Origin of the sequence: Mesorhizobium sp. M0626 (assembly GCF_040320665.1) — a bacterium.
In the GTDB taxonomy this organism is placed as follows: domain Bacteria; phylum Pseudomonadota; class Alphaproteobacteria; order Rhizobiales; family Rhizobiaceae; genus Mesorhizobium.
This window is the reverse complement of sequence record NZ_JAMYQD010000041.1, coordinates 1-18,392: the sequence shown is the minus strand read 5'-3', so window position 1 is coordinate 18,392 and position 18,392 is coordinate 1. Positions and strand designations below refer to the sequence as shown.

The 18,392-nt window shown below is 62.7% G+C and carries 14 protein-coding genes and 3 pseudogenes; 3 read left to right on the top strand and 14 right to left on the bottom strand.

Features of this window, described 5'->3' with window-relative positions; all coding sequences use genetic code 11:
- Positions 1 to 368 (bottom strand): annotated as a pseudogene (locus NKI37_RS31245) (hypothetical protein); the annotation flags it as partial.
- A 448-nt stretch (positions 369 to 816) separates the two neighbouring features.
- On the opposite strand from NKI37_RS31245, the gene NKI37_RS31240 reads away from it, so the two are divergent.
- The gene (locus tag NKI37_RS31240) at positions 817 to 1,140 is read left to right on the top strand and encodes a nucleotidyl cyclase domain-containing protein (protein ID WP_023690440.1); all 324 of its coding nucleotides are present in this window, start codon (positions 817 to 819) and stop codon (positions 1,138 to 1,140) included.
- Between the two features lie 272 nt (positions 1,141 to 1,412).
- On the opposite strand, the gene NKI37_RS31235 is transcribed toward NKI37_RS31240, so the two are convergent.
- From NKI37_RS31235 to NKI37_RS31195, 9 genes and pseudogenes are all read right to left on the bottom strand, one after another.
- Complete coding sequence (locus tag NKI37_RS31235; protein ID WP_352791653.1) at positions 1,413 to 2,321, bottom strand: DUF2493 domain-containing protein; 909 nt, start codon at positions 2,319 to 2,321, stop codon at positions 1,413 to 1,415.
- Positions 2,322 to 2,661: 340 nt separating this feature from the next.
- Entirely contained in the window at positions 2,662 to 3,699 is a 1,038-nt protein-coding gene (locus NKI37_RS31230) for a DUF7146 domain-containing protein (RefSeq protein ID WP_023815815.1), read from the bottom strand.
- The gene (locus NKI37_RS31225; protein ID WP_023690436.1) at positions 3,696 to 8,024 is read right to left on the bottom strand and encodes a strawberry notch family protein; all 4,329 of its coding nucleotides are present in this window, start codon (positions 8,022 to 8,024) and stop codon (positions 3,696 to 3,698) included. Before NKI37_RS31225 ends, NKI37_RS31230 begins: the two co-directional genes overlap by 4 nt.
- A 173-nt stretch (positions 8,025 to 8,197) precedes the next feature.
- Positions 8,198 to 8,317: pseudogene (locus NKI37_RS32050) on the bottom strand (DUF6117 family protein); the annotation flags it as partial.
- A gap of 46 nt (positions 8,318 to 8,363) precedes the next feature.
- On the bottom strand, positions 8,364 to 10,484 hold the full coding sequence (locus tag NKI37_RS31215; protein ID WP_352791650.1) for a ParB/RepB/Spo0J family partition protein: 2,121 nt from the start codon (positions 10,482 to 10,484) through the stop codon (positions 8,364 to 8,366).
- Positions 10,485 to 10,559: 75 nt separating this feature from the next.
- Positions 10,560 to 10,880 (bottom strand): DUF2958 domain-containing protein, encoded by a 321-nt coding sequence (locus NKI37_RS32045; RefSeq protein ID WP_460221719.1) that lies wholly within the window; start codon positions 10,878 to 10,880, stop codon positions 10,560 to 10,562.
- A gap of 69 nt (positions 10,881 to 10,949) precedes the next feature.
- A complete protein-coding gene (locus NKI37_RS31205; RefSeq protein ID WP_023686038.1) occupies positions 10,950 to 11,918 on the bottom strand; it encodes an ArdC family protein in 969 nt (322 codons plus the stop codon).
- 145 nt (positions 11,919 to 12,063) lie between these two features.
- Positions 12,064 to 12,861, bottom strand: a pseudogene (gene ligD, locus NKI37_RS31200) (non-homologous end-joining DNA ligase LigD).
- A 1,380-nt stretch (positions 12,862 to 14,241) separates the two neighbouring features.
- The gene (locus NKI37_RS31195; protein ID WP_023686036.1) at positions 14,242 to 14,991 is read right to left on the bottom strand and encodes a Crp/Fnr family transcriptional regulator; all 750 of its coding nucleotides are present in this window, start codon (positions 14,989 to 14,991) and stop codon (positions 14,242 to 14,244) included.
- Positions 14,992 to 15,260: 269 nt separating this feature from the next.
- Between NKI37_RS31195 and NKI37_RS31190 the strand changes: the two genes are divergently transcribed.
- On the top strand, positions 15,261 to 15,722 hold the full coding sequence (locus NKI37_RS31190; RefSeq protein ID WP_023673144.1) for a Ros/MucR family transcriptional regulator: 462 nt from the start codon (positions 15,261 to 15,263) through the stop codon (positions 15,720 to 15,722).
- Positions 15,723 to 15,941: 219 nt separating this feature from the next.
- Positions 15,942 to 16,133: a hypothetical protein gene (locus NKI37_RS31185; protein WP_023673145.1), complete on the top strand. Its 192-nt coding sequence runs from the start codon at positions 15,942 to 15,944 to the stop codon at positions 16,131 to 16,133.
- Between the two features lie 576 nt (positions 16,134 to 16,709).
- Here the strand turns inward: NKI37_RS31185 and NKI37_RS31180 are convergent.
- From NKI37_RS31180 to NKI37_RS31165, 4 genes are all read right to left on the bottom strand, one after another.
- Entirely contained in the window at positions 16,710 to 17,372 is a 663-nt protein-coding gene (locus NKI37_RS31180) for an outer membrane protein (RefSeq protein WP_023686034.1), read from the bottom strand.
- 208 nt (positions 17,373 to 17,580) lie between these two features.
- On the bottom strand, positions 17,581 to 17,811 hold the full coding sequence (locus tag NKI37_RS31175; protein WP_023673149.1) for a DUF768 domain-containing protein: 231 nt from the start codon (positions 17,809 to 17,811) through the stop codon (positions 17,581 to 17,583).
- A complete protein-coding gene (locus NKI37_RS31170) occupies positions 17,808 to 18,029 on the bottom strand; it encodes a DUF768 domain-containing protein (RefSeq protein WP_023686032.1) in 222 nt (73 codons plus the stop codon). Before NKI37_RS31170 ends, NKI37_RS31175 begins: the two co-directional genes overlap by 4 nt.
- Before the next feature lie 23 nt (positions 18,030 to 18,052).
- Positions 18,053 to 18,202 carry a hypothetical protein gene (locus tag NKI37_RS31165; RefSeq protein ID WP_023673151.1) on the bottom strand — a complete coding sequence of 50 codons (150 nt, stop codon included), beginning with the start codon at positions 18,200 to 18,202 and terminating at the stop codon, positions 18,053 to 18,055.
- Between the last annotated feature and the right edge of the window lie 190 nt (positions 18,203 to 18,392).

Below are 18,392 nucleotides of genomic sequence, written 5' to 3'. Positions count from 1 at the left end.
GCCGGCGGAGAAGCCTTGATGAACCGCCCGAGAGCCAATCCGGCCAACACCGATCCCGCAAGCAGGACACCGGGATTTTGCCGGCCGAAGGACTGCACGTCATCAAGGACTTGGCTAAAGGGCTTCTGTTTCAAGGACGATGAAAGCCGCTCAAGGCCACTGGCAGCATCCAAAGCGAACTTCGATGCGTTCCTTTCATCGTTGCTGGCAAGGTGATCGCTGGCGGCTCGCAGTGCACCACCCAACGCCGCCAAGCTCGATCCGATGTCGCGCTGCGCCTCCTCCGCCTTGTCGGAGATGACCTGCGTGGCTTCAGATGCATAGTCGCCAGCCTTACGGGTCACCTCGTCCCGCGCGTCGTGAAGCAACTCGCTGGCACGCTCATTTTCTGGCGAAGTCTGTCGGAGACGTCGCTTTTCGCCTTGTCGAAATCGGTGGGCTGTCCGCCCTGATCGTTCTCATGCTGCATGAGGCCACCTAGTGAAAACCGAGGAAGGAGAGGACCGCGAGCACGACAACGATAAGGCCGATAAGATAGATGACACTGTTCATGTGCACGTCCTCCGTAGCTTTCCAACTTCGACGAACCTGCGATGTTCCGTAAGTGAGAGCATTTATCTCAGCCGAAACGAAGAGCTTCGTCAGGCACGCACCCAGTCACCAGTGAGTTGCCCTGTCCCTCGTGCGGAGCGCCAGTTGCTCCGTACGAACGGGTGCGCCCGACATGGTTGACGCGATCCCAAAGAAAACCGGAAGAGCGGACTTGGATCGCTTGACCTGGGCAAATATGATCCTGACGCCTTGCAGAGGGACTGGATGGAAATCGGTCGGGTCGAGCGCAAGCTCTCGGCGATCCTTGCGGCTGACCTCGCCGGGTACAGTCAACTGATGGGCGCTGACGAAGAAGGTGCCCTCGAGCGCTTGAACAGCCATCAACGTGACCACCTCGATCCCTGTATTGCCACGCATCGCGGCAAGATCGTCGGCGACATCATCGAACAGGACGGTCACGTCTTGGGCGCGGGGGTCAACATCGCCGCGCGTCTGGAGAGGATCGCCGAGCCTGGCAGGATCTGCGTTTCCGAACGCGTGCAGGAACATGCAGCGGGAAAGATCGGCCTGCGCTTCGAGGACTCGTGACAGTCCGGCGGAGTGCCCAGAATTTTGCCTGGTATCGTCGCGCCTATCCATTCGGCCCAGCTGAGCATTTGCCGCGAACATAACAGCCTGAGGGCTGGCCGTTTGGCGACGCCCGCTTTTGGTGAATGGACTGAACCGGGGAACCGACTGTCATGAGGCGCGAAGCCGCCGTTCGCGTCGTGAAAGACATACCTCCACATCGGTGAGATTGTGGAATAGCGGTGACCAACCTGGACTAAGATCTAGGGTCAAAGGGGGCGCTCACGAGCCGCCTAATCGATAGACCGGATGCCGAGCTTGCGGGCCTTGTCGGCGAGGTTCTCCTGAATGCCGGTGCCGGGAAAGATGATGACGCCGATCGGCATGACCGCCAACATCTGGTCGTTGCGCTTAAAGGGAGCGGCCTTGGCGTGTCTGCTCCAGTCGGGCTTGAAGGCGACCTGCGGCACCTTGCGATGATCGGCCCAGCGGGCGGCGATCTTTTCAGCGCCTTTGCGTGATCCGCCGTGCATCAGCACCATGTCGGGGTGCTTGGCGCGGATTTGGTCGAGCTTTGCCCAGATCATCTCGTGATCGGCGGTATCGCCGCCGGAGAAGGCGATCTTGGGGCCGGCCGGCAACATGACCTCGGTTTCCGCGCGCCGCCTGGCCGCGAGGAAGTCGCGGCTATCGATCATTGCGGCGGTGAGATGGTGGTGGTTTACCATCGACCCCGTGCGCGGTCGCCAGGCAGAACCGGTGTACTGATCGTAGTGTTCGGCGGCCTGGTCACGCATGAGCTCGAAGGCGCCCCGCCGTTCGATCATGGTCTGGCCCTGGGCGGTGAGTGTCTCGAGTTCAACCGCCTTGATCTCGCTGCCATCCTGTTCGCGCTGCAGACAGCGCTGGGCCTGCTCGTTGTCTTCCAGTTGCCGCTCGATCCGTTGTACAGCTCGGTGGAAGACATTGGTGAGGGACCAGAGCAAGTCATCGAGGTCGGGTTCGAGGCGCGTGTCAGCCAGGGTGACGATGAGGGCGTCAAAGATGTCGGCCACGGCTCCGGCCACTTGGTCGCCACCGGGGAGCGGTCGCGGATCGGGCTCGTCCGCAAATGGTCGCCAGCCATAGAGCTGGAGTTCGGTGAGGATGTGATCGGTCGCAGAAGCGGCGTGGTGCGGTTCAGTGTCGTCGTGCTCTCTCATGGGGATGCTCCCGTCGGTTTGACCGCGACCCTCGCGGCCTTCATGGCGACGAGAGCCCACGGGCAGGACGGTCCGACACCCGCAGCGATGCGGAGGGCCGGAGCGCAGCGGAGGATGGCGGCGGCCGACTATTTTGCCTCGCGATGGAAAGGCGTCGCGCCCGATCGCTGCCATTCGCGACCAGTCGCGCGCGCCGGAAAATAGTCGGCCGCCGCCATTGCCTGGCCGGCCAGTTCGTGGGCCGATCGCCCTCTCGAAGGCCGGGTCTCGGGTCTCTGCCGGCGGGTCACTCATCCATGCGCCGCACCGGCACCGTGCGCCGCGCGCTTCCCCTCCCGGCTCATGCCGCCTGTGTCAGATATCGGATGCGATCTTTGCGCATGAGCTGGTCTGCAATCGAGGCCCGGAAGGCCGCAAGTCCGAAGCGGCTGAGGTCTTCGTTGAAGTCTTGCATCGCTGGCGACAGCACGATTGCATCGATTCCGGCGTCCGTCGCGCGCTCGAGCAGGCTGTCGCGGGCACCGTCACCGGCCGGATCGTTGTCGCGGATGACATAGAGCCGGCGCAGGGTTGGCGGGAACAGGATGGCGGCTAGATGGGCTGCCGAGAGTGCCGCAGCCATCGCCATATCGGGCAAGGCGCATCTGAGCGACAGCGTCGTCTCAATGCCCTCGCCTGCCGCCATGACGCTGCCGGGTGCACCGAAGCGGACGGCGTGACCCAGAAGGTCACCCATTGCGCGACGCGGCGTGTCGACGAGCGCCTTGCCGGTGCCGTCCGGTGCGAGCCAGGTGCGGTGCGCGCCGGTCAAATGTCCATCAAGGTCGGTGACAGCAGCGATCATTGCCGGCAAGGTCTCGGTCGGTCCATGATCGCCGGGCCGGTAGTAGCAGCGCGGATGGAACCGCAGCGATCCGGTGCCGGACAAAGTCGCAATGCCACGTCCACGCAAATAGGTTTCCACGAGGGTGCCGATAATGGGCTTCGACATGGCGACCAGTCGGCGAGCCGCTTCCGGAGATCCAATGGGGACCTGCGTGATCGGCGCGGCCGGTCGGGGTGGCATGGCATCTGGCATAGCGAGAAACAGGCGCGCCTCATCGGCGACGTCCCGGAAGTTGACCAGTCCGAGGGATTCGCGGATGACGTCGAGCAGGTCGCCATGCTCGCCGGTAGCGGCGTCGGTCCATTTGCCTGGCGGTCCCTTCGGGGATGGCTGCAGACGCACGAACGTCGAGCGGCCCGGCGCATTGCGGACGTCGCCGACGCTCCAATAGTTGCCCTGGCGACGGCCATTGGAGAGGTAGTGGCGGCACACCGCCTCGGCATGTTCGGCGAGGCGGTGTGCGAGGTCGGATGCAGCGTGACGCGGAATCATGCAGCCTCCCGCTCACTGACCCGCTCGATTGGGAAGCGGTCGAGCACGCGCTCCAGCACGGCGAGCCCGTTGGCGTCGATCGGCACGAACATCCTGAGCTTCCACGAAATGATCTCGTGGAAGAGACCGTAGGCGGTGAGGCGCTCCCGCATCATGTCGGTGAAGCCCGACAGTTCGATGCGCCACGCGCCCATGACGCGGCTGCGGCGAAGCTGGAGACCCTCGGCGAGATCAAGGATCGTCCGCCCGTCGATCAGCGCCGCGAGCGCCTGCTCGGGCGATAGCGATGCGACGCCTGTCACCGTGGCGTTGGCGGCCCAGGCCGGCGTGACAAGGCGACCAATTATGCGCTCGCCCTCGTCGGTCTGAAGTCGAAAAACGCGGGTCGACTCGTTTGGCAGACGCTTCCAGATCGGCAACAACAGGCCCGTCACCATGTGCAGCACGGCATCGGCAAACTCGGGAGTCTCGGCGACCTCCGCATTCCATGCTGCAGCGAAAGCTTCACGGTGGGCCTCGACCCAGCGGGTTTCGCCCATAGCCTTGAGCGGCATGTTCTGGCCTTCCATTGGCCGGATCAGGCGGACCCGCGGCTCGATCTCGCCGTCGTCGAGCATGATGCTGGTGGTTGGGATCTGCACGGCGGCGCGGCCAGATTGCTCGTTGATCAGTAGGATGGCGCGCAAATCGCGAAGGTGATGGAGCGCCGCATCGAGCATGACGGGCCGATTGCGCTTGCGCTGGGTGATCGTCAGCAGCCGCGTTTCGGCGCCGGTGCGCGGATGGGCGTAGATGACCTGCCGGTCGGTGATGACGAAGCTCTCGGCCCGCAGGGTCTCCAGCCCGGTGTCATAGGTGCCCGAGGCGATGGCGCCACCGATCCGAGCGGCCAGAAGCTGCTCGAAGGCGCCGAACAGCACGCCCTGCACTTCGATGGTCAGCGCCAACAGGCGATTGAGGAAGGTGGTGATCGGCGGCAACTCGTCCTTGATGCCGTTGTTGTCCATCAGCTTGAGACCGGTCGCCGCCTCGAAACGCTGGAGTGTGCAACCCTCGACCTTGCCGCGTACGATCAGGAGATAGAGCTGCCGCAAGGCATCGCCGGCATAGTGGCTTTCAAGATTGTCCTCTGGCCGGAACAGCCCTTGGCCACCGGTCTGGCGCTGGCCGCGCGTGATTGCGCCCAACGTGTCGAGACGGCGGGCGATCGTCGAGAGGAAGCGCTTTTCCGCCTTCACATTGGTCGAGATCGGCCGGAACAGCGGCGGCTGCGCCTGATTGGTCCGATGCGTGCGGCCCAGGCCCTGGATGGCGGTGTCGGCCTTCCACCCGGCTTCGAGCAGATAATGCACACGCAGCCGCGTGTTCCGTGCCAAGAGTTCGGCATGGTAGGAACGACCCGTCCCGCCGGCGTCGGAAAACACCAGAACGCGCTTCTGATCGTCCATGAAGGACTGCGCCTCGGCCAGATTTGCCGACCCTGCTCGGTGCTCGACGACCAGGCGGTCGCGCTTGCGCACGATGCGGCGCGAGCGGCCAGTGACTTCGGCGACGAGGTCCGCGCCGAAATGTTGGACGATCTGGTCGAGCGCGCCGGGGACAGGCGTCAAGCTGGCGAGTTTCGCGATCAGCTCGTCGCGCCGGGCGACCGCCTCGCGGCTCTCGACCGGCTGGCCATCGCGGTAGACCGGGCGCGACGACAGATTGCCCTCCGAATCCGTGAAGGGCTCGTAGAGCTGCACCGGGAAGGAATGAGCGAGGTAGTCGAGGACGTATTCGCGCGGCGTGATGTCGACGCGAACATCGTTCCATTCCTCGGTCGGCAACTCGGCCAGCCGCCGCTCCATGAGCGCCTCACCCGTCGAGACGATCTGGACAACGGCCGCATGGCCCTCCTCCAGATCGCCGGTGATGGATTTGATCAGGGTCGGTGTCTTCATGCTGGTCAACAAATGGCCGAAGAAGCGCTGCTTGGCGCTTTCAAAGGCGCTGCGCGCGGTCGACTTGGCCTGGGCATTGAGCGTGCCGGTGCTGCCGGTGATGTTGGCCGCCTGCATCGCAGCATCGAGATTGTTGTGGATGACGCCGAAGGCCCCAGCGTACGCGTCATAGATGCGGACCTGTTCGGGCGTCAGCTCATGCTCGAGCAGTTCGTATTCGACACCGTTGAAAGAGAGCGAGCGGGCGGTATAGAGGCCAAGTGCCCTGAGGTCGCGTGCCAGTACTTCCATCGCCGCCACGCCGCCAGCCTCGATCGCCTCGACGAACTCGGCGCGGGTCGAGAATGGAAAATGCTCGCCGCCCCAGAGGCCGAGCCGCTGGGCATAGGCGAGATTGTGCACGGTGGTGGCGCCAGTCGCCGACACATAGACGATGCGGGCATTCGGCAGGGCGTGCTGTAGCCTCAGGCCGGCACGGCCTTGCTGGGAGGGAGCGGCGTCGCCGCGTTCGCTCTTGCCGCCACCGGCATTTTGCATGGCGTGCGCCTCGTCGAAGATGATGACCCCATCGAAATCCGGACCCAACCATTCGACGATCTGCTTGACCCGCGAAAGCCTCTCGCCGCGATCGTCGGACCGCAGCGTGGCATAGGTGGTGAACAGGATGCCGTCCGCCAGCGTGATCGGCCTGCCCTGCGGGAAGCGGGAGAGCGGGGTGACCAGCAAGCGCTCCATGCCGAGCGCGGACCAGTCGCGCTGCGCATCCTCGATGAGCTTGTCTGACTTGGAGATCCAGACGGCCTTGCGACGGCCCTGCATCCAATTGTCTAGGATTACGGCGGCGGACTCGCGGCCCTTGCCTACACCGGTACCGTCGCCGATCATGAAGCCTTGCCGGAAGCGCACGGCCCGCGCCGCGTCATCTGCCGCCGCGCTAATTACGTCAAAGGTATCGTCGAGCGTCCAGGCGCCGGCGAGATACTCGGCGTGAGCATCGCCCGCATAGATGACGGTCTCGAGCTGCGCGTCCGAGAGCAGGTCAAGGACGTTCTTCGGCAGGCGCGGCCGATAACTCGGCTTGGGCGGCGCGACCGAGGCCATGGCCGCCGATTGCACGAGTTGGGTGGGGTGCGGCTGCGCGCCGGGAATGCGGATCGCCTGAAGCGCGTAGTCCTCGTAGATGGCGTCGCTGATGTGGCCGCCCTCGGCGGCCTTCCAGTCGAGCACCTGATAGGCGAGCTCAACGGCATCGGGATCAGTGAGCGGTGGCCGCGGTGTTATTCTTGCCGTGGGACCAAGATAGCCGCGCACTGTGCGGGGTGCGGCCGACGACGATGTGGGAGTTGCACCTGCGGGTATGGTGACCGGCAGCCGTGCCGGCACATGCTCGCCGACCCATGCGATCAGCGTCGCGGCATCCGGGGCAACGCCCTGATCTGCCGGGAACACGTCCGGATCGTCCGCCGGCACCCGGTCGATGACGGTGAGGCGTGTCGGAAAGGTCGTGCCATGCTTGGCGTAGGCCGAGCCGTCGATGGCGGCGGAGAAGACGATGCGGCCACGTTCCTGCAGGCGAGTAAAGGCGGCGGTCCAGGCCGGGTGGTCGGGCGCGAAGTTCGCACCGGTAATCGTCACCAGCCGCCCGCCGGGCGCAAGGCGCGCCAGGGCCGAGGCGATGTGCCGCCAGGCCGCGTCGGCCATGCGGCCCTCGACGTTGGCCATGACCGAAAAGGGCGGGTTCATCAGCACCACGCTGGGCACGGCGCCGGGATAGAGATGGTCGTCGATCTGGGCGGCGTCGAAGCGGCTGGCGCAGACGGCCGGAAAGAGGCCGGAGAGAAGTGCCGCGCGGGTTTCGGCAAGCTCGTTGAGAATGAGCGAGGCGCCGGCTATCTCGGCCAGGATGGCGAGCAGCCCGGTGCCGGCGGAAGGCTCCAGCACACGGTCGGCCGGCGTGATGGCAGCGGCCGTTGCGGCGACCATGCCGAGCGGAATCGGCGTCGAGAACTGCTGGAAGGTCTGTGCTTCTTCGGATCGGCGGGTATGCGTCGGCATGAGCCGGGCGATCTTCGACAATGCTGACAGCCGGAGAGCCGGAGACGCGGCCTTGCGGAACAACGCCTTTCCGTACTTGCGCAGGAAAAGGACCGTCGCAGCCTCGCAGGCATCGTAGGCCTGCTTCCAGTCCCAGGCGCCGGCGGCGTCGGAGGCGCCGAATGCGGCTTCCATCGCCGCGCGCAACTTTGGCGCGTCGATGCTGTCGCCGCGCTCGAGATGGGGAAGCAGAAGGCCGGCGGCGGCGAAGATAGCGCCGGCTGCACCGGTTTGGGGGAGCGGGAGCGGCGCGGCTGCGGGAACTGCCACAGCGGGCGAGATCATGTACATGGTGTGAACCTCGGGAGAGCGGGGACAGGATCGAGCCGCGCGGCGCTCTCTCTGGACCGTGCGGATTCAAAACCATCCCGGCTCGCCTCTCCCTCTCTGGCCTCCACCGAAGCCAAAATCAAACAAGCGCCCCGCCATGAGGTGGAGCGCTTGCCGGTATCAACCGATCTCAATCATATTCCGCCGTCAGGCCCCGACTTCTGTAGGAAACCATTGGCGCTGTCGGGATCGGGCGGCAGGTAGGCATCATAGGGATTGCCGTCGGCAAGATGAGCGAACGGCGTGAACTCGTAGTGAAGAAGAAAGGGCCGAGCGACCCGCGCCACTCCGCCGACGGTGCTATCCGGCGGCGACCGCGTGTGCGGCAGTCTCATGGGTGGCCGAGCCGTCCTCGTCATCACCGGCCAGGAATTCGGGGAGGTCAGCTTCCTCGCCCACATTCGGCCGGGCGGCGTCATTGCCGCGAAGGCGGAGCGGTTCGGGTAGCCAGCCACTATCGGCCAGGAGGCGCTCGGCCTCTTTGGCCATGTCGGCCTTCTTGAGATGGTCGATAAGCTGGGCGGCCTGGTCGCCGGCGCCTTCGCGCACGGCTTCGAGAATGCGGGACTTGGTGACGCGACCGAGATAGTTATCCACCGTCGGCCGCCAGCCGGCATCTACCATGTCAAGCCCGGTGGCACGGAACAACCGATCGGCTTCACGCCGGCGCTGATCGAGTCCATGCTGGGAAACGCCGCTGCCGTAGGGATTGGGTCGTTCGAACAAGGCGTTGATCCCATAGCTGACGCAATGCGCCAGCAGCGTCTGCCGGCTTGCTTCATCGAGTCCGTCGAGCCACGCCCATAGGGCCTCGTCGTCATCCAGTGGAATGTCGCTCTTCCATGCCTCATGGCGCTCATGGACGGCCTTGGCCGCAGGGCTGTCCTTGAGACCGACGTCCTGCCACGGCAAGTGGACATGTCGGACGAAGGCCTCGACGCAGCCGATGGCGGAACGCTGACCGAAGGTGTCGAGGACGAGCCGGTGCAAGAGCGCCGTGATGGCCACATGCTGGTTCTCGGCCAGTGCGTTGCGCAGCGCCAACGTGCGATGGGCAGTAAGTTCGATGACCAGGCGCTCGGGTAGCGGCTTGATGGTGTCGCCGTCATCCTCCTCAGGCTCGGACGCCTGCGCGCCGATGGTGATAATCGCGCGGGCCGAAGGATTGTGTCTGCCGTCTTCGTTCTCGGTGGCGCAACCTGGCTCGGCCGAGTGGCCGTCGACCGCCTGCATCGCTTCGTCCTCGGGGCGCACATGGGCCCGATCGACGACGAGATCGCCATCACGATCGATGCTGATGAACACACCGGCGCGGGCGATCTCGGCCCCATCGTAGTGCATCGGCCGGCTCTCGAAGGCCTCAAGCGCGGTCTCGATTTGACCGAGGCGCTGATCGACATCGTCGGGGAGTTCGTCGGATTCGCCATACTCGGCTTCCAGCCGGTCGTACTCCGCCCGCAGGGCTTCGCGTTCCGCCCGCTCCGCGTCGGTCAGACCGACGGGGGTGCCAGCGATTGCCCGCAGACCGTGATTGTACCCGTAGGGCAGATCGGCATCGACCACGATCCACTTCCAGCCCTCCGCCGCGATCTCGTCGGCGATCGACTTCAGCCTATCGCCGACCAAGCGGTCGAGCAGAGCGGGGTCCTGCAGCCAGCCGCCATTGTCGGCCTCGAACAGGTCGCGCAGCACCACGCCGCCGGCAGCGACATACGCGTCGACACCGACGAACAGCGCCCGGCGATCGCTTGCCCGCACAGTGGTCTCCGTCAGCAGGCGCCGGATCTGCTGCGGCTCCTTCGACCAGGAGTTTTCGAGCGCCTCCCAGACCTGCTCCTGACGGGCGTGATCGTCGGTCACGGTGAACGCCATGAGCTGCTCGAGCTTCATGCCATCCTGCTCGTAAATCTCCTGCAGCTTGGCCGAAACCCTGGCCAGCCTGAGGCGCTGCTGCACGAATGTTGCGGAGACGAAGAAGCGTGCGGCAATCTCCTCATGGCTCGCGCCCTGGTCATGAAGTGTCTGGAAGGCGCGAAACATGTCGAGCGGATGTAAATCTTCGCGCTGAAAATTCTCGGCCAGCGAGTCCTCCTCGATCGGGACCGCGCTGTGGGCGTCGCTTATGACGCAGGGAACTGGCTCGGTCTTGCTCATGCGCTTCTGCTTGACCAGCAGTTCCAGCGCGCGATAGCGGCGCCCGCCAGCCGGCACCTCAAACATGCCGGTCTCGTTGCCCTCGCCGTCCAACACTGGCCGGACGTTGAGGCTCTGGAGCAGGCCGCGCCGGGCGATCGACGCGGCGAGGTCCTCTATGGTTTCCCCGCGCTTGATGCGCCGGACATTGGACTGGCTCAGCATCAGCTTGTTGAAGGGGATGTCACGTGAAGCGTTGAGGGTGATCTTCTGCTTGGGCGTAGCCATGTGGACTATCTCCGCGACGGGCGGCCGAAACTCTCTCGTCCTCCAAACCCGTCAAAAAAGACGGGCGCAGCCCTCTCACTCTGAGGACTGAGCCGCACCGAAGATCCAGAGGTGGGGACAGGGCCGCAGACACGACTGCGCATCTGCGGCTTGCGGATTACAAGCTGAGATCTCACTCGCCGTCTCGGCCAGATTGGCCGGCATGGTCGAGTTGCGTTCGGCGTCGCGAAGGTTTCCGCCCCGGCGGACCGCCTCTGCCCAGACGGAAATCGGCAGGTCGGTGCCAAAGAGCATGTCCCGCTCGATGCCGATGCCGAAAGGCAGCCGGATCGACGTCATCTCGAGCGCGGTTGCGAGCCAATTCCTTCGCCGAGTTGATTTGAAGAGCTTCACCACCCGTACGTGTTCGGCGTCGCGATCGCGGCTATTGGCGAGCAGGCACGCGCAGTTCCTCGGTGAGAACGATCATGCCGCCCTCTTCTCGATTTCGACCTCATCGACGCTGGCGGGCCCTGCCCTGGTTCCGTTGTCGGGTTGCGGAAGGAAGGCGAGCAACCAGTCGGCTGCCTTGCTGGCTTGGGAGGCGGCACGCACGATGGCTCGGTTGTCTTCGCGCAGGACGTCGAGCCAGGAGGCCAGGTAATCGGCGTGGCGCACGGTCGGCGCAATACCTCGCGAGGCGCAGCAGAAGGCTGCGTTCATTTCGGCGACCAGTTCCTCGAAAGCATATCGCTTTGTGCCGAAGGCGCAGCCGAGGTCACGGCCGACGCGGGAGGGATGGCCGGTCGCATGGCCAAGCTCGTGCAGGGCGGTGCGGTGCCAGTCAATGGTCTCGAAATACGCCTGCGGAGGCGGCACCTGCACGTAGTCGTGCGCCGGCACATAATAGGCGCTATTGCCGCCGATGCGGAAATCGATCCCTGTCGCCTTGATCAGTGCCTCGACGGCCGGTTCGATCAGTCCGGGCTCTGGTGCGGGCGGAAACACCGCCAGATCGTCGGGCAGATTTTCGCATTGCGCGACGTTGAAGACGGTGAAGCGCTTCAGAAACTGTATGGCCCGTGCTGCCTCGCCGGTCTCCCGCGCGCGTTTCTTCTCGTCGTCAGGGATGAAGCGGTCAGAATAGACGACGGTGGTCCCGTGTTCGCCCTTGCGGACATGGCCGCCCAGCGATAGCGCCTGGCGGAAAGTCAGCCAGCCCTGGACGGGAAAGCCATGCTCGACGACCGCACCCCACAGGATCAGCACGTTGATCCCCGAATAGGCACGGCCAGAGGCGGCATTGGCCGGCATGGCGAGGGGTGCTTGCGCCGCCGCCGTGCCCCAGGGCACCCAGGGAAAGCGCCCAGCCTCCAGCTCGGCGATGATCTTGTTGGTGATGTCATCATAGAGGCTTGCCCGGTCGGCGCCGGCGCGAGCGTAATGTCTGGACATCGGGTTTCTCCGCGACGGGCGCCGGAGGCCTCTCCTCCAGCTCTCAACCCGTCACGGCAAACCGGTCCGTACTCTCGCTCTAGAGGCTAGCCCAGGCCTCGAAGGGGGACGCTCCCGGACTTGGGGCAAAGGCGGTCCGCGCCAATCAGTAGTGTCGCTGACCTATGGTTATTGCTGCCGGACTGCGTGCCGAATGCGGTCGGTAAGCGTTTGTGCGACGTCGAAATAACCTTCCCAGGCTTCGCGCAACTGAGCCCGCGCGGCGGCGGCGAAGACATCGAAGCCGTTGGCGTTTTTCGCAGGTGGGCAACTCATCCCAGCTGACAGGCACCGCGCACGACGCCCCCGCGCGTGCCCGAGTCGACCAGGGGCAGATTGCAGTGGAGCCCTGGCCGTTGCGCAGGTAATCGAGAAACATTCGGCCCTTGCGCTTCGCCTTGCTCATATTGGCGACGAAGCGCGACGGATCTGTACGGGCCAGCAGTTCGGCGAAGTCCTGGCAGAAGCTCTTGACCTCGTCCCAGTCTGCCTCCGGGAGGAGCAGGACGACCACATGAACGCCCTTGCCGCCGGACAGCAACGGCCACGACTGCAATCCAAGCGCTTCCAGAATGCTCCGAATGTCGAGGGCTGCCTGCTTGACGGCAGCAAAGCCCAAGCCCTGTCGGGGTCGATGTCGAAGATCATGCGGTGCGGCAGATCCGGCTGCTGGCGACGGCTTCCCCAGATGTGGAATTCGAGCACGTCTGGACGCCCGCGATCAGCCCAGCCAAGTCATCGACCACGAGATGCGGCTTTCCTTACCGGACACCTTCTCCAAGTGGCCATCATGGATGGCCCTGGGCACGCCTGGCAGGTTGTGCTTCTGAAAGAAGGTCTGCTGCAGGTCGCCGTGAGTATCGCGCACCAGCGACAGCGGCCGATCCTGAATGTGCGGCAGCATCTTCTCGGCGACCACTGCGTAGTAGGCGGCGAGCGTGGATTTGGTCACCTTGGTGCCTGGATACATGACCTTGTCCGGATGCGTCAGCTTGACGCCGACAGCAGCGGCGATCTCGTTGCCGGATCGAGATTGGCCGAGTCTCTGGGCCGTTTGCGCCTTTTGTTGAGAGTGCCGTCTACTCGGACATGAGGAACTCGGATACATGTCAATACGCTGCCTGGGATTCGGTTCCATCCCCAAGCACCGCGCCGGCGACCGTCGGCGCTCAAGGAAGAACGGCGCATAAGCCGCAGTCCTGCGCGCGGCCGCAACAGCGGACAATTGTCACGCGCAGGACGGAGGAAATTCGCCCCCCGCCGCGGGCGGTGAACAGGACAGCCGTAGGAGCGTCAGCATAGCGCCGGCCGCAGGACGCGACGCGGGACCGACTGTCCCCGTCCGCGGTGGTCCGCATGTTTTGGTTCGAAGCCCACCGGCTGAGATCGCGCAGTTCAGTTCTCGACAGTCCGACCGCTGATCCGCGATGATGCAAACAGGATTGAACCACACCAGAGCCGAGTTTGGCTGCAAGAAATCGATTTGGTCTTGCACCCTTTCGGCTTCTTCCTCAATTGCGTTGCAGCTTGTGAATTCCAAGCCTGACAGGCCCTCCCCTGTCACAACTCGTGCAGAAAGCGCTCGCTCGACCGAACTGAGAATGCGGCTTTTCCATTGCGCTCGATGAGGCGTTTTGCCGTTGCATGGTGCGAACATGATCTGCAACAAGCTCGCAACACATGCCACTCGCGAAATGTCGAGCGCCCATACAGGCCACCGTGAACGCTGCCAGGCGCTCTCAAGCGTCAACGCCGGTTGCTGTTTAGCTGGCGACGTCCCTTGGCACGCTTTCGGTCGGAGAAAAGCGAATATCCGCCGTCCTCCCGAAATCTGCAGCGACGCATGAGCCCCGGGCTTGACCCATTGCGTCGCCGAGATTTATTCCCTTGGGCGCCGGCATGGTGTGCCCCAGGAACCTCTTCCACAGTCGCTAGCCAATAGCGGGGCTCGAATTGATGCGGCTGAGCCCACAAATTGGTCGATCGCGCGGCCAATCGAAAGCCATGAAGAGAGGTGGAAACCCTGTAGTGCCGAAGTATCACGTTGAGGGGATGGATGGTGCTACGCAGACGGCCATACGGACAGTCAACGCCCATGTGGGCCGGTAAGCATCCGAATGCACTCTGCGCGCAAGTGAACCCCTTGCGCTAACGCTTCGACGCGCCATCAAAGCATTGACCATGTTGGGGGGCGATCGCACCGCTGATGGCCAGCGAAGGCCAACAAGTGGTCCGGCTACCCTTGGAGCCAATCCGCATTTCTGGCGATTTTTCCCTGGAGCAATCAGTGCATTGACATGAACTCGGCCGTTTTATTGTTCCTTGCTGAGTGCAGGTAATCGTGCCGGAACTCAGCAAGAAAGGCCAGTCCTTCCCAATCATGGATGGTCAATTGGCCATTCACAAGTGATGTAAGGTGCTTCTCCCGAAGAGACTTGAGCGTGCGGTTGATGTGGACTGCCGACAGCCCTGTCGCCTCGCCAAGGTCAGCTTGAGTCACACCAAAAGCGCAGGTTTGATCGGACGCAAGTCCGGCATCTTCCATACGTAGCATGATTTCACAGAGAAGGTGGGCCACTCGGCCAAGCGCTTGGCGCTTCCCGACATTGACCACCCATTCGCGAAAAATCGATGCATCAACCAGTGTCGTTCGCCAAAGATTTGCCGCCAGCCTGGGGTGGCGTTCGCAGAGCAGCCGGATAGCCGAGTGATCTATGAAGCCAACACTGCAAGCGCTCACCGTTCGAACGTCGCTATCCAACAGATCGAGGTGCAGGCTCAACAGATCGGGCATGTCGCCAGGCACATGATAAGCAGTGACCTGACGCTTCCCGTCTCCTGTTACCTTCGAGGTGCTGGCTAAGCCAGCCAGGACCATTATGCACCGGGACGGCTGGTCGCCTTCCCGGACCAAGTTCTGGTTTGCGCCAATCGCAACGATCCTTATTCTTACCGCGTCGAGAGCTTGACGCTCACCTGACGTGAGGGTGAAGGCACGATGGAACTTGGCGGTTAAGGGGCTTTGATAAAGCATGTCGGCTCTCCGTTTGGGCGGGAGCGCTATGGTCTCTCAGTCACCCGCGGCCAGCAGAACGCGAATGATGCCCGACCTTATATCATAAACACCGGACCGACTTAACCTGTGATAAGTCTGGCACTGCTTCCGATGGTCCTTTCCCCATCGGCAAACACAGGCTCAACAGGATTGGTGCTTACGAGGGAAGCGGCCCATCATCGGGCCTCGAGTTGCGCAGCTGCGGCAGCAGCTATAATAGATCGTTCTCAAATTCGAGGACTCACACCATGACCGACGCCCCCGACCACGCCGCTGAACTGGTAGAACTCACGGCGGATGTGGTATCCGCGTACGTCAGCAACAATCCCGTGCCGGTCGCGGGCTTGGCGGACCTGATAGCCTCAGTGCACGGGTCGCTGTCTGGGATTGGCCATCGCGTGGCTGCCGCGACCGAAGAACCAGTGCCTGCGGTAAATCCAAAAAGGTCAGTATTTCCCGATTACATCATCTGTCTTGAAGATGGTAAGCGGTTCAAAACCCTTCGGCGACATCTGCGCGTGGATTTCGGTCTCACTCCTGACGCGTATCGAACGAAGTGGAACTTGCCATCCACTTATCCGATGGTCGCTCCCAACTATGCGGCCTCACGGTCTGCCATGGCGAAGTCGATCGGTCTGGGTAGGAAGGCACCGCAGCCCACGGCAACTGCAACGGGCAAGGCAAGGCCGACGGCTAAGGCTAAAGCGTAGCTTCCGCGATCACACCATTACCACCGCGGCACCAATCGGCGATGTATGCATCGCGGCGGACCTGTCCGCTCTTGGCCGGTGCCCACCCAGGTTCCCCAACCCATGGCGCCGGCCATTTGTGGCCCACACCTCAGCTTCGTATTGCTGCCCAATCTTTTCTTGTTGTAGGCCGCTTACGACGTTAATCTCCGCTTGGCCTGATTGCTGGGAGGCAACGCCATGGCTGACATAATTCCAATTCGCAAAGCACGCCCTTGTGTCGAAGTTGGCAAACCCTGTGGCGAGTGGTTTGTCCGCGTGATCGAGGAAGACCAGGAACTCACCCGATCATTCAAGCTCGAATCCTATGCCGTGGCCTTTGCAGAAGGCCAAAGGTCGCGTCTGCATCTCAACACGTTTTCGCGGCTGTAGAGCAAGCCTATGCAGAGGTCCGCAGGGTTACTGGCGAATTTGGGCGATAGCATCGAAGCCATCGCCGGCCACATTGCGACCATGGAAACGCGACAACTGCACCAATAGCTCAAGTCGTTGCCATCGAGATCGGAAATCGCCAGCGCGGAAATGGTGATGGGCATCCTCGTCTATCGAGAGGTTGAACTGCGCCGCCGGCGGGGGACGGGCGGCAACGTGCTGCCCTTCCCCGGTCTCGGGACTCCACCTATCCAGCACTAGGCAGCGACGCCGGACCTGTAAGAGGCCATCGGATAGCGCATCCCTGTCGGTGATTGTTCACGTTCTTGAGCAGCACTTCATGCGGATCCTGCACGGCCTGGTGATTGTCGCAGATCGGCGACAATCGGGCCGACGATTGCCTTGTGCAGCCGTTCCGCCTCGATCTTGAAGCGGGCGAGCTGTTCCTGCGAAACGTGTTGTGAGGGGTTTTCGTCTTGACCATGGTAGCGAACTCCGTTGAGGGGATCGCCGCAAACGGTTCTTGCACAAAAAGGCCCGTCGCGGTGAGCGACAGGCTATTATGACATCAGGGGATTAGAACTTGTAGGCGATGCCGAAGCGAACCTCGTTGGTCTTCAGATCAACCTCGGCATTGACCAGACCACCAAAGGATTCTGTACCGAAGTCGGTATAGCGATACTCGCCTCGCAGCAGCAGATTGTCGGTCATGGCATAATCCAAGCCCACGCCTATCGTCCATCCTGTGAATGTATCTCCGAACGAAGGTCCGCCTCCATTATTACTTATGTCGACATCGCCAAACGCAACGCCACCCGCAATATAAGGAAGAAAGCGATCAACGGCATATCCTAGGCGCAGTCTTGCCGCCGCACTCCAGTTGAGTTCTTCGGTGGCGATGCCGCCCGGGATCGGGATACCAGGAGCGCTGAAGACTTGGCCGCTGCCATCAACATTCGCATATACGACGTCCAGCTCCGCGCCAATCACAATGTTATTGGACATCTGATAGTTGTAACCGGCGTAGACGCCACCAAGGAACCCGTCGGGATCTGTGTCGACAAAGCCCGGCCCACCGATTTCGTCTATGTTGCCATTCCCCCAAGCATAGCCTGCCTGTAGGCCGACATACCCACCCGTCCAGCTAAAGACCGGCGCGGCTTCTGCAACGATGGCATCGGCAGCATACGCCGACGAAGCCAGCAGAGACAACGACAGACCAAGAAGCAGCTTCTTCATAGGTGATCTCCTGTAACTAACCTTTTTGGTAGCAGAGCGCGCCGATTGATGCAGTTGTTTTTCTGCCACAGTTGGCCGAATTCAAATCGGCCGCCCGCACTTACATGAGAACCTTATGCCAACTCGCTGGTGCGATCGGATCGCCCCTCGCCACAGTGGGCAACTGCTCGGCCACCCAAACTGTCCGGAACCTTCAGGCCGGGAACACTCATTCCGGTATCCCAGAATTAACATCGAGGAGGGTACGATAAAGGCTGTCGACCTCCTTGTCGTCGAACGCCTCGGTCAGCTCGCTTTCCGCAATCCCCTCAGCCTCCGCGTCGGCGATTAGGCGCTTTGCGAGCTGCTCGATCTCCGCTCGCTCTTTCGGCGCACCGGCGTCGGATAGATCGTGTTTTTTTATCCATTGGTTCAAAAATAGGACGGCCGGCTTGCTCATTCGGAAACACCTGGGGCAAAGTGCACGACGGCATCGACCAGCGTCCGATATAGGCTATCAACCTCTTCGTCGATCTCTTCGCACTCGATCGTCAAGGCTTTAGCGTCGGCATACAATTTGTGTATGTACTCACTTACCGAAACGGCGTCGGTTTTAGCCGTTTCGGGGAAATTGTTGCCGATCCAGCGATCGAGAAAGTTGACGCCGCGTGTGCTCATGAAGCCTAAGCTCGATCCAGCGCTTAGGTTCCAGCAGGGCGCTCGACGGCAGCTTCGTCGACCTCGGCTTCCATTTCGTCGTTGACAGTCTTGGTCTTGCCGAAGGCGGCCACCGGCTCACCGTCAAAGCCCTGCAGCCACGCGTCGGCATGCTCTCCCCAGTAGGCTGGCACCGCACGTCTCCTTGCCATCCTTGCTCGCTTGGGCGTACATCCAGGCGTAGGTGGCGCGCTCCTGATCTTTCCTAGCCACGGCCATCTGTGTCATTCTCGCGGAAGTCCTGCAGCGATGCATGCCGCAGGTCGTCCTCGCCGCGCAGGTGCTTCACGCGGCCGATCAGCCCCGGCTTGACCCATTGCGTGG